This is a genomic window from Bartonella koehlerae C-29 (assembly GCF_000706625.1).
GTDB lineage: Bacteria > Pseudomonadota > Alphaproteobacteria > Rhizobiales > Rhizobiaceae > Bartonella > Bartonella koehlerae.
In genome coordinates, this window is the sequence record NZ_KL407334.1 from 893521 (window position 1) to 908533 (window position 15013).

A 15013-nucleotide genomic window follows, 5' to 3' on the forward strand; every position below is an offset into this window, starting at 1 on the left:
TAAAGGAAACAAGGCAATGTCTATAAATTTTTCAGAGATATAAACATTGCCGATGAGCTCATGTTCTATTTAAAGGTAATGTCATTTTTTTATTTATTATTGCAGTGTTACAAATTGCACCTTGAATATAAGAAACAATTTAAATTTTACAATAATTCTTTTTCATTAGACTATAATAGTCTTTTAATTCATATAGTTACTATTAATACTTAAAGTTTATGATGCCGCATTACAAAGTAATTGCAACATAAATAAAACACATTATGGTTTAATCTGAAGTAAACTACCTTTGTAGTCGCGGGATGTTTGTTTCATTATTGATAGTGGAGTGTTGATCATGCGGCATAAATACAAATTAAGTTTTTCAATATTAATATTCAGTAGTTATTTCACGCAAGTTACAAGTGCGGGTGAGAGTAAAAATGAGGCACTAACAAGAGTGGAAAGTGTAGGAAATGGAAAAGAGCTAGCAAAGGGTTCTGCGCTGATCACTAGGTCTCCAGTTTCCAGTAATAATATAAAAATCAGTGATGGCAGTGTAGAAATCGTTGAGAATGGTGGATATTCAATAGGTGCTACTATTCAAAAGGGTGGAAAACAAGTAATTACGCGCCAAGGAATTGCAATAGATACTAAGATCTTTGGTGGCAAACAATTTGTTTTTGAAGAGAGTTCTGCCAATCTTGAAGATTTGCAAAGGCAGAGTAGCGCTTATAATGTAACAGTTTCTGGTGAAGATGGAGGATTAGTAGGACAGCAGAATGTATATGATGGTGCGACAGCTTGGGAGACGAAAGTCATAAGGAATGGGGAACAAAATCTTTATAGGGGGCATAGAGAAGAGGGTGGTATTGCACAAGGTACTATAGTTTCTGGCAATGGTAGACAGCACGTTTTAGCAGAAGGGATAGCTACTAACACTACATTGAATCAGAGTGCTACTCAAGTAGTATATCCTGATGGGATTGTGGATGGACTAACGATTAATGACTCTGCTAGCTCGTGGCTGTATGTTGGTGCAGACTTAAATGGGGAAATAAAGATCAATGATGGAGGGCATCTTTATTTGTTTGTTGGTGATATCACAGACCATATTACAAAAGAAAAGCTTTCTGTTACAGAAAGGAATGGTGAAGTGCTATTTTCTGTTGGGACACGAAGTAATAAGGATAAACCTCAGATTTATATTGAGAATTTAAGCGGTAACGGTGGAACGGTTGGTTTTGCTTCCATCCCGTATGATCCACGCCACGTTTTGCTTAATGTTGAGTATCTTTCAGGGAGTTTAACTTTTCATTTAAATATTAGTCACGCGGAAATGCACAGCGATTACTTATTCATTGAAAATGGTACAGGAAATCATAAAATAAATATTTCCGACTCTGGTCGCGAAATTACAGGTTCCTTTTCACGAAACAACGATACTCTCGCCGAGCTTAATTTAATTTCTGATAGAAGTCAAGGTAAAGGAGCAAGTTTTACTCTGGTAAATCAATCAGGTGAAGAAATTGAAGCTATTGACGGTGGGACCTATATGTATCGTTTACATAGAAGAGAAAGGAATGCTGATTTTAACGGTGATTTTATAACTTGGTATTTGGGTAGAGAGACTGGTAGGCCAAGTTCTTCGGTAATTTCCTCTCCACGTGTGCATAAGAGAGCGAAGACACGTGTTCCTTTAGTTGCTTCATCTACTGATGTGGGTATGCAATCTCATCAGAAGCCCTCTTCTTCTCAGAGGCAAGGTTCAAATTCTCAAACTACTCGTAGAAAAAATAATGAACAAACATTTAAACAACGACCTCCTCGCCATTTAAGAGATGCACAGCATTTTCCTGTTCTTCCGACTGCCTCATTTTTAGAAAGCCCAGTTTCTGATAGGTTACGCCCAACAGGCCATTATCATCCTTTTGATGAACAACAGCAGTCTGTAGTTTCTACGGATGATCAATCTTTAGCAGACCAGATGATTGTGCGTCCCAGTCAGCAGGATAGGCCTTCACTACAATCAAGTCAGAAGTTACCAGTTTTTAATTTTTTGACTACCCCTTCTACAGATGCAGTATTGTCTATGTCCGTAACTCCAGCACTGGTTTTTCACAGTGAGATGCAAACTGTACGTGCGGGAAGAAGAATTGTAGACAGAAGTAAACAACACGCGTCTTTTTGGACATATGCAATAAAGAGCAAAGAAAACATCGTTGTAGATCATAGAGACTTCAAGCTTGATCAGACGGGTATAGTTCTAGGTATCAGTGGTGTAAGTGAGCTGATGGATGGAGAGTTTTATATCGGTAGTTTTGGCAGTTATGATCAAGCACGTGTTGCACATGCACGAGGTGGTGTTAGCAATCTAAACATTTATAGTATTGGAGCGTATGCAACTTATTTTGATCATAATGGATGGTATCTAGATGGTGTTTTAAAATACAATCAGTATCAGAATAATCTGAAGGCTGTTTCAACGAATGGTATAGCCATTGAAGGAAATTATGGTCAATGGGGGGTGGGTATGTCATTTGAAGCGGGTTATCGTTATAAGACAACGAAGAGTGGTTGGATGCAACCATATGCACAATTCAGCTGGTTGCAGGTTAAAGGTAAAGAGATCAAGCTCTCGAATGAGATGATGGGTGATATAAATCGATTTACATCATTACGCAGTGAGTTTGGCTTATCTGCGGGATATGAATTCTGTTTAGGAGAAGATGTGTTCTCTATGGCTTACATTACGGCAGCATGGTTGCGTGAGAATAGAGATAACAATCATACGACGATTAATAAGTTGCATCAATTTGTTACAGATTTGTCTGGGAATTTTGGTAAATTGGGGATTGGTTTGAGCAGTTTAGTAAGTGAGAAATTCAAGCTTTATGCGGAAGCGCAGTATGTTAAAGGGGACAAAATGAAGCAGTCCTTTCAAGGTATTTTAGGGGTACGCTATAGTTTTTAAGGATGTAGGTTGGTTTCGTTTCCTGATCTGTTTTGAAAGTGTCATTTTTAAAAACGAAGTATTCAATGTATGGTTAAGGAACAGTTTTTGAGAGAATGTTGATACACTTTTTATAAAATAGATAGGAGGTAGGTATGTTAGGTCATTATAGAAAGTATTTTCTCTGATCTCTCGTCCATTTTATGTATAATTTTTAGTGGAGGCATGAATTTTTTGTCTTGCTATTATCCCAGAGTTACCAATCGAGCAAATTTTAAGTGATAAGAGTTTATTTTTACATCAGTTGTGTTTCATATTGATCAGATAACATAAACCAAAGTGTTTCAGACTCTTCTAATTTTTTAACTATTTTCGCACGTTCTTTTATTTTTTCAGGTATTTTGTTATGGAAAGAAACAAAAGTGAGTTCTTCATCAAGTTGTGCAATTTGTTTATAAAGGTGCTCTATCAATGCTTCAGTTTCAACTATTTTTTTACGTAATGGAGCGCGATTAGCACGTTTTTGGGCGTTGCTTTTTCGTTGATCATTTTTAGAAAAGGAAAGTTGTTTTTTAAGAGATACATTTGTTTCTTTTTTGGGGGAAAGCCCAAGAATCTCTTCACGGTAAGTATGCATGTCACCTTCATAAGGGAGTACAGTTTTATTTTTCACAAGCCATAAGCGATCCATTGTTGCTTCAATAAGATGGCGGTCATGTGCAATAAGTATTACTGCTCCATTAAAATGATTGAGTGCATATATCAGTTCTTGACGGCTATCGATGTCAAGGTGATTGGTTGGTTCATCAAGAATAAGAAGATGGGGTCCTTCAAAAACAGTAAGTCCCATAAGCAAGCGAACTTTTTCACCTCCTGAAAGCTTTTTGGCTTTTGTCATCATTTTTTCCGTTGATATTCCCATACGAGCGACTGCAGCGCGTATTATAGATTCTGCTTTTCTTGGCATAAGATGGCGCATGTGATCTATTGCATTTTCTTCTGGTTGAAGATCATCAAGTTGATGTTGAGAAAAAAAAGCAATTTTCAGATTTGGAGCAAGGGTGATTGTTCCTTTTTCCGATTTCAGACGGCCGGCGAGCAATTTAGCAAGAGTTGATTTTCCGTTTCCGTTTGAGCCCAAGAGAGCGATACGGTCATCATTATCAATTCTTAAATTTAATTCTTGTAAAATTGGTTTTCCTGTTTCATAACCGACACTTACGTTTGATAATGCAATAATAGGAGAGGCTACAGGCTTTTCTGCTTTTGGAAAGATAAAAGGCTGAACATGTTGAATTTTCCACCTTGTGATGGGTTTAAGCTTTTCGAGTGTCTTGAGGCGTGATTGTGCTTGTCGCGCTTTACTTGCTTTAGCACGAAAACGGACAATAAAATCTTCCATATGTTTTTGTTGCGCTTCTTGTTTTTCAATTTGTTTCTGTTGTGCTTTAATAATTTCAACTTTTTGGTGTTCGAATTGATCATAATTACCATGCCAGAAGGTAAGTTGGTTATTTTCGAGATGCATGATAGAGTTAACTGTATTATTTAAAAAATCACGATCATGACTAATTATGATCACTGTATGGGGATATTGACGCACATACTCAGAGAGCCATAAAGTTCCTTCAATATCGAGATAATTTGTTGGTTCATCGAGGAGTAAAAGATCAGGCTCAGTAAACAGTACGGCTGCTAGCGCAATTCGCATGCGCCATCCGCCGGAAAAGGACGAGAGAGGTCGTTGTTGCGTATGAGAATCAAATCCTAAACCAGAGAGGATTTTTCCGGCACGCGCTTTTGCAGAATAAGCATCAATATCGGCTAAACGTGCATGAATGGCAGCAATACACATAGGATCAGTTGCGGTTTCTGCTTCATGAAGAAGATTAGCGCGTTCTGCGTTGGCGGCTAAGACAGTTTCGAGTAAAGAGCACTTAGTTGCAGGTGCTTCTTGAGCAACTTGACCAATCTTTGTATTTTGTGGCATGAGAATATCGCCATTTTCGGGTGATATTTCACCTGTAATGGCGCGAAAAAGAGTTGATTTTCCAGTGCCATTACAGCCAACAAATCCGGTTTTTGAACCAACAGGAAGAGCAATGTTAGCACGGCTAATTAAAAGGCGCCCAGCTATTCGTATGGTAATATTATTCAACACTAACATAATAAAAAGCCTCCTTTGCATATTTTAAAAATAAGTGCAAATGGATTTAATCTTTAAAGGTAAAATGTGTATGTTATTGTGCACCGCCATTTTTACGCTTGGTGCAAGTTGGCACAATTATTCTATTTTCCGGCTCAAAATGTTGCGAAAACTCTTATATTGAGACGGTTCATTAGGGGCATTTTTACTCCTTTCTTTAAGTGTTTTTATTCACACGCTATTCTCGTTTGTGATTTGCAAGCAAATGATTTTGATTAATTCACTATAAGAGAGTTTTAAATGAGAGAATCTTACAATATTCTGGGTTTTCATTCAAGTTGAAGAAAGGTAGATTATCTTTATAAATCAATCTATTGTATCTGTGATGGAGCAATAAATTAAAATGAGATTTTTTATTGAAATCAGCGAATAACTATACAATTCTAAAAATTGATGCGGATTTTCTCATAGTCACTTGGCAAGAGGTATCTTGCTCGTTATAAAACGGCCAGATAATTTATAATAAAATATAAGGTGGTCAAATGGCTGTAGAACGTACTTTTTCAATGATTAAACCAGACGCAACACGTCGTAATTTAACAGGTGCAATTACAAAGATGCTTGAGGATGCAGGGCTGAGTGTTATCGCATCTAAACGTGTGTGGATGAGTCAACGTGAAGCTGAAAAATTTTATGCTGTTCATAGAGGACGCCCATTTTTTAGTGAATTGGTTGAATTTATGTCTTCTGGTTCAACCATTGTTCAGGTTTTAGAAGGCGAAAATGCAATAGCTAAAAATCGTGAAGTGATGGGTGCTACAAATCCTGAAGATGCACGGGAAGGAACAATTCGTAAAATCCATGCTTTGTCGATAGGTGAAAATTCTGTTCATGGTTCAGATAGTGCTGAAACAGCAAAAACAGAGATCGCTTTTTGGTTTTCCGAAGTAGAAATTGTTGGTTAATAAAAAGCAAAAAATTCCGAAACATACTGTTTTGGAATTTTTCTTATGAAGTTATAGATTTCTTTAAAAGAGATGTAAGATTTATCATTTTTCATGTGATAACATGTTTTAAACCTGCACGAAAATAATCCCATCCTGTCCACAATGTAAGAAGGGCAGAAATCCACAGCATAGCGATGCCAAATTCCACTGTATAAGAGATAATTTTATTACCAGCTGGTCCCGCTAAAAGAAAGATAATAGCTATCATTTGTACAAAAGTTTTCCATTTTGCAAGACGAGAGACAGGGACACTAACTTTCAATTCAGCCAAATATTCACGTAATCCTGATACAAGAATTTCCCGACAAAGAATAATAATGGCTGCCCATAATGTCCAGCCCGCAATAGTACTGTCTGCTGCAAGCAAGAGTAAAGAAGCAGAGACGAGAAGTTTATCTGCAATTGGATCTAACATGCGCCCGATATTGGATGTTTGTTCCCAAATACGGGCAAGGTAGCCATCAAGAAAGTCAGTAATAGATGCAACCACAAAAATAGAAACAGCAGCCCAACGTGCAATATCGCTTGATTGTAATCGTCCTTCTAAAAAAAAGCATGCAACAACCATTGGCACAGCAACAATCCGTACATAAGTTAAAATATTTGGAAAAGAAAAAGTATGATTTTTCATAAAGCTATTTTCAATTTTTTGTGAAATTACAATATATTTTATAAACGTAACAAGACAAAGATTATGAAACAAGCTTATTTTTCATTAAAATGGTTATGAATTTTTTGTGCAATCGTGATAGAAATTCCTATAACTTTTGTTAAATCTTCTAGTGAAGCGTCAGAAACGGCTTTAGCACTTCCAAAGTGATGAAGCAACGCACGCTTTCTTGATGGACCAATATTTTCGATTTCATCAAGCGGATTTTTCAATGTTTCTTTTTTTCGTTTTGCTCTGTGAGTCCCAATAGCAAAACGATGTGCTTCGTCGCGTAAACGTTGCAAAAAATACAAGATAGGGTCGTGCGGGGAAAGTATAAAAGGTGTTTTTCCTTTTATAAAAAAACGTTCACGTCCCGCTCTACGATTGGCGCCTTTCGCTATTCCAACTACTGTAATGAAATTATCCAATCCTAATTCAGATAATATTGTATGCACACTGTTTATTTGTCCTTGACCTCCATCGATTAAGATAAGATCAGGCCAGATGGGAAAAGAAACATCGCCTTTACTTTGTATGTTTTTGCTTTCATGAGGCAGACCATGCTCTTTGATAAGGCGTGAAAATCTTCGTTTAATGACTTCTTTCATCATTCCAAAGTCATCGCCAGGCGTGATATCGGTTGAGCGAATGTTGAATTTGCGATATTGATTTTTAATAAATCCATTTTTACCTGCAACAATCATTGCACCTACTGCATTTGTCCCCATAATGTGGGAATTATCATAGATTTCTATACGGCATGGGGTATGAGGCAGTTGAAATATTTCTGCAATACCCTGAAACAATTTTGTATGTGTGGCTGTTTCAGCAAGCTTGTGTCCAAGTGTTTCATGGGCATTGATATAGGCGTGATTAACCAGGGTTTTGCGTTCACCTTGTTTTGGTAAAGAGAGGCATATTTTACGATTTGCTTTTAGACTGAATGCTTCTGCAAGAAGTGTCTTGTCTTCAATTGATTCAGATAAAAGGATGAGTTTTGGAAGTGGCTTATCATCGTAGAATTGGGCAAGAAAACTCGCTAAAATTTCACTACTGGAGAAAGATGGGTCTGCTTTAGGAAAATATGCTCGGTTTCCCCAATTTTGTCCCATACGGAAAAAGAACACTTGAATACAGGTTACTCCCCCTTTTTGCGCAATTGCAAATACATCTGCTTCTTCTATTGTTTGGGGATTAATGCCTTGATGACTGTGTATGTGAGAGAGAGCAGATAAACGGTCACGGTAGGACGCAGCTTGTTCAAAATCAAGATTTTCTGCAGCTTTATGCATAGCTTGCACCATATCATTTTTAACGGATTGGCTTTTTCCCGAAAGGAAAGATATTGCTCCTTTAACGAGTTCACTATAATCACGGTCACTAATTTCATGGGTACAGGGTGCAGAACATCGTTTGATTTGATAAAGCAAACAGGGACGTGTACGGTTTTCAAGAACTGAATCGGTACAGGTGCGTAATAAAAAAGCGCGTTGTAAAACGTTGATTGTTTGTGTAACTGCACCAGAAGAGGCAAAAGGACCAAAATAATGGGCTTTTCGTGTTCGAGCGCCGCGATGTTTGTATAGTGCGGGTATTCGATGATCATCAGTAATAATGATGTAAGGAAAGCTTTTATCATCACGCAGTAACACATTAAAACGTGGATGCGACCTTTTGATGAGATTAGCTTCTAAGAGGAGTGCTTCTGTTTCTGTGTGAGTAATGATAAATTCCATATGAGATGTTGCACGAATCATGCGGGTGATACGGTTCTTATGTCCCTGTTCACGCGTATAGTTTGAAACACGTTTTTTAAGATTACGTGCTTTACCAACATAAAGAACCTCACCATTTTCATCAAACATTCGATAAACTCCTGGCTTATGTGGAAGATGCTTGACAAACTCTTGTATAAGTTTGGTACCTTTGAATTGGCTTTTATTATTTCCTTGATTGGCATTATCCCATGTAAGGTTAGAGAGAAAAGGAAGATTTTCTAACTCATTTTCGGTACAAGCTGTTTTGTTTTTCAAGATCATTCTGTTTACCCAGGAATGTTTTGTGTTTTTTATATGAAATATTCTACTCCATTAAATCTTATCATTTATGTATTTATAGTTTTTGCCTGTAAATAATGCATTATGGTATGAGATTACATGATTTTTGAGTTATTACTTTTTATAAAAAAATGCGGAAACTCTCTCAGAGAACAGTTTTACAAGTCGGCCAACTTCATTTAATGAACTGATTGAAATGGTAAATTTGTTATAATAAGGATTATTTAAGATATTGTTTTTAAAAAATAAACACATACCATTCGCTGTTCTATGCATTTTGAGTCAATTGTAGAGCAAAAGACTTACCTCGTGTTCCAACCCTAAGTAGTTTAACCCTCTTTAATTACCCTAACAGGATCTTCTTTTAGAAATCATAGAAAAAAGTTTTTAACATAATAGCTGTTCTTTTTGAATCCATTTATGAGTTATGTGTGCATTTTTATCTTGCCCAAGACGAGTGATAAGAAAAGGGCTGAGCTTTTTCATTTCTTCTTCAATAAGATATGGGGGATTGATAAGAACCATGCCACTTCCATTCATTGTAAGGGGTATGGAGCTTTTTCGAATACGCATTTCGAGTTGTAGAATTTTTGGAATTCCTGTTTGATGAAGTGCATGAAGAAAGTTTTCAATTTCTTTGTCATATTTAACGGGGTACCATAAAGCATAAATTCCTCTAGGGAAACGGCGATATGCTTTCCTCAATCCCTCAATGAGACGAGAAAATTCACCAGGTTTTTCAAAGGGAGGATCAACAAGGATGAAACCACGTTTTTCTTTTGGTGGCAGATGGGCATTTAAGGAAAGCCATCCATCTAAATGTAAAACTTTTGTTTGATAATCACCAGCAAAATTTTTTGCTAAAATATGATAATCTTCATGGTGCAATTCAATTGCTGTTAACCGGTCTTGTTTACGCAGTAATTGACGAATAAGAACAGGAGAGCCAGGATAAAATAGGATTTCTTTTTCCCCCTTATTGAGTGCTTCGATGATATTACACCATGGATAAAGGAGTGCTTTTAAATCTTCTGGAATAGGTGCTGAAAGAAGTTGGTAAACACCTTCACGCCATTCACCTGTTTTATGTGCTTCTAGAGAGGAGAGATCATAAATGCCGATTCCAGCATGCGTATCTATAATACGAAAAGCTTTTTCTTTGCGTTTGAGATATTCTATGATGCGAGTGACAATAATATGTTTAAAAACATCAGCAAAATTGCCAGCATGATAAATATGCCGATAATTCATAAGTAAAATCTATCCTATCTAAGAATGCTCACCAAATCCCTTTCTAACATAAAAAGACAGTTTTCCTATTCACAAAAAACCTCTGAGAGAGATAAAATAATGTCTTGCTCAAAAAAACATATATGTTTGGCAGAATACCAATGTCATAGATTTACAGTGATTGGCTATACTATTTTATATCAATCTAATTTGTATAAATTAGATTAATCGCTAAGATTTCAAATCTTTTAATAAAACATGGCTAAAAAAAGAGAAAATACTTCGATTAAGGCATTTGGCAGATTATGAAAGAATTTTTTTATTACCACCGCCTCAAAAGGAAATGAATAAAAGGTACAAGTTAATTGATGTATCAGTAGAGGTTTCTAAAGATTGTAAGCGCAATTTGCACATTCATCAATAAATTTTCTAAGTTTTTGAAGATAAACTATTTTTAATATCTCACAAAGCAGTTAAACTGATCAGTTATAAATTCTATGAACAACAATAGTAAAAATGTTTGCACGCTGTATCGACAGATTTCTCACGGGAGCATTTAAGGAGTGTCTTTGTTTGGAACGCAAGTTTCACATTACATATGTGAAACGGTGAGGTTTTTATAGGATATCAAAAGACGAGTTTTAAAAAACTGACATAAGATGTACGAACTGTTTCAATCAAAGGAGAGATTATGAAGAAAATAAGCATAAAGATATCGAGATAATGTCAGAAATAAAAGCTATGATTACTAGTATTTCTAATTTTTTCTAAGAAAAAATGAAAAAACGTTCATTGCTGAGCATAAGCCTTGAACTTTTATTCTCTTTGCTTCCAATATTGGGTCGGCAGATGATGTCAAAGCACTGACTACATCTTTACATTGTGGTAAGTAGGCGTGATGATATTTTTCTTGATCAAGAAGGGGGAAAGGTACAATGTTTTCTTCCACCTTTGGTACTTCTTTATCCGGCAGCTGTAATTTTTGGGGAAATAAAAGGGATCAAGATAAGGGAATTCGTGCTGCGTGGATTATGTCTCGATTTCGTGCTATTGATTTAATAAAGTTTGGTATAAATGCCAATTGTCTTCCTGTTTTAGATATTTTGGTGGGTGGAACGCACGATGTTATTGGAACGCGTGCTTATGCTAAAGGTGTAGAAACAGTGATAGCTTTAGGGTGTGCAATTACTGAGGGACTTTTGGATGGGGGCTTTTACCGGTGATAAAACATATTCCAAGATATGGTAGAGCATTTTGAGAGACGCATTTTGAATTAGCATGTGACAATGTACCCCTTGATATTTTGGAAAAGTATGATTTTATGTTTTTAAAAAATTTGACTGATTTGCTTATCTGCGATAACTGCGCATATTGGCTATGAAGCAATTGACAAAAGAATTTCTGCAACGCTTTCTAAAAGAGTTATTGAGAATATTATTCGTAAAAAGATAGGTTTTTATGGGCTTTTAATGTCAGATAGTGTATCAATGAAAACTCTTTGGTAAAATGCATTTTCAGAAAATTTCTCTAATTTAACACGTGAAATTTTTTCTGCAAGCTGTGATATTATTCTACATTATAATGGTCATTTAGAAAAAATATTTGCGATCACGCATACGGTTTTGTTTTTAAAAGGTAAAACATTGGACGTGCGTATAGAGCTCGCAGACGGGATTTTCAACCAGACAGATCAGATGAAGTTGCTTTGAAAGAGGAATTTTCAAACCTTTTGACTTTTATTTGAAGAGGTTTGTCATTTTTGATTTATCTGCGCTTGTTGTAATATGCTAATTAAAAGTTGGAGAGGAGCTAAAAGCTATTTTACAATAAAAAATGTTCAATTGCCTTTAACTTGAGAAGAAAATATACAAGTAAGATATGATATATTTGGTATATTCCTTACAGAACTGTTATGAACAAGTGAAATCAAATTAAAAAGCAGTGAGAGAGAGTGATGGGTAATATTTTTTCACCAACACATTTAATTGTAATTTTATTGATTGTTATTGTGCTTTTCGGGCGCGGTAAGGTTTCTGAATTAATGGGTGATGTGGCGAAGGGAGTTAAAGCTTTTAAAAAGAATATAAAAGACGAAGAGGACATTCTCGAGGATAAGCTTGAGAGGGCTCACCATTCTGAAATAATTGATGTTGAACCTCAAAAATCTCAGTCTTTATCGGTGAAGCGTGCAGCTACGCATGTAAAAGGTTCTTCTTCCTCTAGAAAAAGCAAAACTTCTGTTGCTAAAAAATAGTGTGTAAAATAACAAAGACACAATCATAATTGTTCAAATAAGGAAGTCGAGTATAAACTGATGTTTGGGATTGATGGGCCTGAGTTTTTCGTGATCTTACTTGTTCTCATCGTCGTAGTTGGACCAAAAGATTTACCTAAAATGCTAAGGACAATGGCAAAGGCAATAGCTTATGTCCGTTCAACAGCGAATGAATTTCGTCACCAGTTTGATGATGCAATGAAACAAGCTGAGCTTGATAATCTGCAAAAGACACTATCGAATATAAGCGATTTTAATCCAGACAAGAAGTTGACAGGAATTTTAAATCCCATGCATGATATAAGAGGAGATATCTCCGATAATTTTGATGTAAATACAACGCACCATAAATTAGAAAAAGATCAAGAAAATTTTGAATGTGATCAGAACAAAACCAATGAAGATTTAGACGTACCTGTTGTTGTTCGTAGTTTTGGGAGTGTATCTGTAACTTCTAAAGATAAAGTAGATGCGTCATGAATGTTAAGAAAGATGAAGTTGATGCTAATATGGCACCCCTTTTAGAGCATTTGATTGAACTGCGTCAGCGAATTATTACTGCTCTGATCGCATTTTTTATCGCTTTTATTATATGTTTTCTTGTCAAAGATTATATCTTAAATTTTTTGATATGGCCTTATCAGTGGGCAATGAAAATATCAGGTAGTAATCCTGAGAGTATTCGTTTGCAATCAACGCAAGTATGGGAAACTTTTTTAACGAAGATGAAACTTGCTACTTTTGGGGCAGCTATTTTGTCTTTTCCTTATACGGCTTTTCAGTTTTATAGCTTTATTGCACCAGGACTTTATAAAAATGAGCGTATAGCTTTTTTACCATTTCTAATTAGTGGGCCGATTTTATTTTGTATTGGTGGGGCGTTTGTTTATGCTCTGGTGGCACCGATTATGCTTTGGTTTAGCCTTTCTCAGCAATTTCTTCCGGATGTTCATTTAAGAATAGAGTTTATAGTGCGTATCTCCGATTATTTAAGTTTTATGACATCGTTTATTCTAATTTTTGGTTTGATTTTTCAATTACCTCTTGTCACCAGTCTTTTAACGAAAGTTGGACTTTTAACTTCTCATAGTTTAGCGTCTAAACGAAAGTGGGCTATTCTCATCTCTTTTATAATTGCGGCGATAGTAACTCCATCGGATTTTTTTACTATGTTTGCGGTAGCATTACCAACGATAGCTCTTTACGAGATTTCAATTTTAATTGCCTACTGTATGGAAAAGAAATCCCCTTAAGAGAAATTTATAACTTGTGCCATAGGAAAATGAATTAGAAACGATGCAAATGAGGAATTTTGATGCTTGATATTAAGTGGATTCGTGAACACCCTGAGAAATTAGATGCAGCGTTGGCAAAGAGAGGTATTGAGCCACAAGCTGAAAGGTTAATAAAACTTGATTTTGAGCGTCGGTCATATGTCGCTAGATTACAATCCGCGCAGGAGCGTCGCAATGCAGCTTCAAAGGAAATAGGACAGGCTTTAGTTACCTGTGATCAGAAAACGGCTGAACACTTTAGAGCTGAGGTTGAAGAGATTAAGGCCTTTCTTTCTTCTGCTACAGTAGAAGAAAAACGATTGACAAAGAGTTTGGAGAATGCTCTTTCAGCTATCCCGAATATTCCATTAGATGATGTTCCAGAAGGTAAAGATGAAAGTGATAATGTTGTTATTCGACATTTTGGTACACCTACGGCGTTTGACTTTACACCAAAGGAACATTTTGATCTTGGTCAAAATCTCAAACAGATGGATTTTGAACGGGCAAGCCGTTTGTCGGGTACACGTTTTACAGTACTCTCAGGTATGTTAGCACGGCTTGAACGTGCATTGGGTCAATTTATGCTTGATGTACATGTTTATGAGCATGGTTATACAGAAGTTTCTGTACCTCTCCTTGTTCGTGATGAGATTGTTTATGGAGTAGCTCAGTTGCCGAAATTTGCTGATGATCTCTTTCGAACAACAGATGGTCGGTGGCTTATTTCAACAGCAGAAGTTCCGTTAACCAATTTGGTAAACAATGAAATTCTTGAGATATCGGATTTGCCATTGCGATTTTCTTCTTTGAGCCCTTGTTTCCGATCCGAAGCGGGATCTGCTGGTCGTGATACACGTGGTATGTTGCGTCAACACCAATTTTGGAAAGTAGAAATGGTATCAATTACCACTGCAGAACAGTCTTTAATTGAACTGGAACGTATGACAGAATGTGCAGAAGATGTATTAAAACGACTCAATTTGCCTTTTCGTACCGTGGTTCTTTCTACAGGTGATATGGGATTTTCCGCACGCAAAACCTATGATATTGAAGTTTGGCTTCCTGGTCAAGGATGTTATCGTGAAATTTCCAGTTGCTCATTTTGTGGAGATTTTCAAGGGCGACGTATGAATGCACGCTATCGTAAAGAAGGTGAGAAAACATTACATTTCGTCCATAGTCTTAATGGTTCCGGTACGGCTGTTGGTCGTTGTCTTATTGCCATTCTTGAGAATTATCAGCAGGCTGATGGGTCAATTATTGTACCCGATGTTTTACAACCTTATATGAAGGGCATACGTTGCATTACTGCTTAAATTTGAAAAGGAGAACGACTATACGTTTATTGTTGACAACTGAGAGCATAAAGACACAAGGGGATACCATTTAAAAAGAAATAAAATGTGAGTACAATGATATAACGACTCTGTTGGAGAT

The 15013-nt window shown here is 36.3% G+C and carries 12 protein-coding genes; 8 read left to right on the forward strand and 4 right to left on the reverse strand.

Going from position 1 to position 15013, the window contains the following annotated elements; all coding sequences use genetic code 11:
• The first annotated feature begins 337 nt into the window (after positions 1 to 337).
• The gene (gene bafA / locus O9A_RS03775) at positions 338 to 2953 is read left to right on the forward strand and encodes a BafA family autotransporter (RefSeq protein ID WP_034458933.1); all 2616 of its coding nucleotides are present in this window, start codon (positions 338 to 340) and stop codon (positions 2951 to 2953) included.
• A gap of 274 nt (positions 2954 to 3227) precedes the next feature.
• On the opposite strand, the gene O9A_RS03780 is transcribed toward bafA, so the two are convergent.
• Positions 3228 to 5099: an ABC-F family ATP-binding cassette domain-containing protein gene (locus O9A_RS03780; RefSeq protein WP_034458935.1), complete on the reverse strand. Its 1872-nt coding sequence runs from the start codon at positions 5097 to 5099 to the stop codon at positions 3228 to 3230.
• Positions 5100 to 5620: 521 nt separating this feature from the next.
• Here O9A_RS03780 and ndk point away from each other — a divergent pair.
• Positions 5621 to 6043, forward strand: coding sequence for a nucleoside-diphosphate kinase (gene ndk / locus O9A_RS03785; protein ID WP_034458937.1), 423 nt, complete (start codon positions 5621 to 5623; stop codon positions 6041 to 6043).
• A gap of 91 nt (positions 6044 to 6134) precedes the next feature.
• Here the strand turns inward: ndk and pgsA are convergent, their stop codons facing one another.
• From pgsA to O9A_RS03800, 3 genes are all read right to left on the reverse strand, one after another.
• Positions 6135 to 6716: a CDP-diacylglycerol--glycerol-3-phosphate 3-phosphatidyltransferase gene (gene pgsA / locus O9A_RS03790; protein WP_034460189.1), complete on the reverse strand. Its 582-nt coding sequence runs from the start codon at positions 6714 to 6716 to the stop codon at positions 6135 to 6137.
• A 74-nt stretch (positions 6717 to 6790) separates the two neighbouring features.
• Positions 6791 to 8776: an excinuclease ABC subunit UvrC gene (gene uvrC, locus O9A_RS03795; protein ID WP_034458939.1), complete on the reverse strand. Its 1986-nt coding sequence runs from the start codon at positions 8774 to 8776 to the stop codon at positions 6791 to 6793.
• A gap of 405 nt (positions 8777 to 9181) precedes the next feature.
• The gene (locus tag O9A_RS03800; protein WP_034458941.1) at positions 9182 to 10045 is read right to left on the reverse strand and encodes a 23S rRNA (adenine(2030)-N(6))-methyltransferase RlmJ; all 864 of its coding nucleotides are present in this window, start codon (positions 10043 to 10045) and stop codon (positions 9182 to 9184) included.
• A 914-nt stretch (positions 10046 to 10959) separates the two neighbouring features.
• On the opposite strand from O9A_RS03800, the gene O9A_RS08305 reads away from it, so the two are divergent.
• From O9A_RS08305 to serS, 6 genes are all read left to right on the forward strand, one after another.
• Complete coding sequence (locus O9A_RS08305; RefSeq protein WP_245262470.1) at positions 10960 to 11247, forward strand: hypothetical protein; 288 nt, start codon at positions 10960 to 10962, stop codon at positions 11245 to 11247.
• 174 nt (positions 11248 to 11421) lie between these two features.
• Positions 11422 to 11529 (forward strand): glycoside hydrolase family 3 N-terminal domain-containing protein, encoded by a 108-nt coding sequence (locus tag O9A_RS08310; RefSeq protein WP_245262490.1) that lies wholly within the window; start codon positions 11422 to 11424, stop codon positions 11527 to 11529.
• A gap of 449 nt (positions 11530 to 11978) precedes the next feature.
• Positions 11979 to 12278: a twin-arginine translocase TatA/TatE family subunit gene (tatA, locus tag O9A_RS03810; RefSeq protein WP_034458943.1), complete on the forward strand. Its 300-nt coding sequence runs from the start codon at positions 11979 to 11981 to the stop codon at positions 12276 to 12278.
• A gap of 60 nt (positions 12279 to 12338) precedes the next feature.
• The gene (tatB, locus tag O9A_RS03815) at positions 12339 to 12779 is read left to right on the forward strand and encodes a Sec-independent protein translocase protein TatB (protein WP_034458945.1); all 441 of its coding nucleotides are present in this window, start codon (positions 12339 to 12341) and stop codon (positions 12777 to 12779) included.
• Positions 12776 to 13552 carry a twin-arginine translocase subunit TatC gene (gene tatC, locus O9A_RS03820; protein WP_034458947.1) on the forward strand — a complete coding sequence of 259 codons (777 nt, stop codon included), beginning with the start codon at positions 12776 to 12778 and terminating at the stop codon, positions 13550 to 13552. The genes tatB and tatC overlap by 4 nt, the downstream gene beginning before the upstream one ends.
• Before the next feature lie 62 nt (positions 13553 to 13614).
• Positions 13615 to 14892, forward strand: coding sequence for a serine--tRNA ligase (gene serS / locus O9A_RS03825; protein ID WP_034458948.1), 1278 nt, complete (start codon positions 13615 to 13617; stop codon positions 14890 to 14892).
• The last annotated feature ends 121 nt before the right edge of the window (positions 14893 to 15013 follow it).

Bases quoted from the DNA above. Each gene is read 5' to 3' on its own strand.
- ndk (WP_034458937.1), top strand. From the start codon at position 5,621: ATGGCTGTAGAACGTACTTTTTCAATGATTAAACCAGACGCAACACGT.
- O9A_RS03780 (WP_034458935.1), bottom strand. From the start codon at position 5,099: ATGTTAGTGTTGAATAATATTACCATACGAATAGCTGGGCGCCTTTTA.
- tatB (WP_034458945.1), top strand. From the start codon at position 12,339: ATGTTTGGGATTGATGGGCCTGAGTTTTTCGTGATCTTACTTGTTCTC.
- O9A_RS03800 (WP_034458941.1), bottom strand. From the start codon at position 10,045: ATGAATTATCGGCATATTTATCATGCTGGCAATTTTGCTGATGTTTTT.
- pgsA (WP_034460189.1), bottom strand. From the start codon at position 6,716: ATGAAAAATCATACTTTTTCTTTTCCAAATATTTTAACTTATGTACGG.
- uvrC (WP_034458939.1), bottom strand. From the start codon at position 8,776: ATGATCTTGAAAAACAAAACAGCTTGTACCGAAAATGAGTTAGAAAAT.
- tatC (WP_034458947.1), top strand. From the start codon at position 12,776: ATGAATGTTAAGAAAGATGAAGTTGATGCTAATATGGCACCCCTTTTA.
- tatA (WP_034458943.1), top strand. From the start codon at position 11,979: ATGGGTAATATTTTTTCACCAACACATTTAATTGTAATTTTATTGATT.
- bafA (WP_034458933.1), top strand. From the start codon at position 338: ATGCGGCATAAATACAAATTAAGTTTTTCAATATTAATATTCAGTAGT.
- serS (WP_034458948.1), top strand. From the start codon at position 13,615: ATGCTTGATATTAAGTGGATTCGTGAACACCCTGAGAAATTAGATGCA.
- O9A_RS08305 (WP_245262470.1), top strand. From the start codon at position 10,960: ATGTTTTCTTCCACCTTTGGTACTTCTTTATCCGGCAGCTGTAATTTT.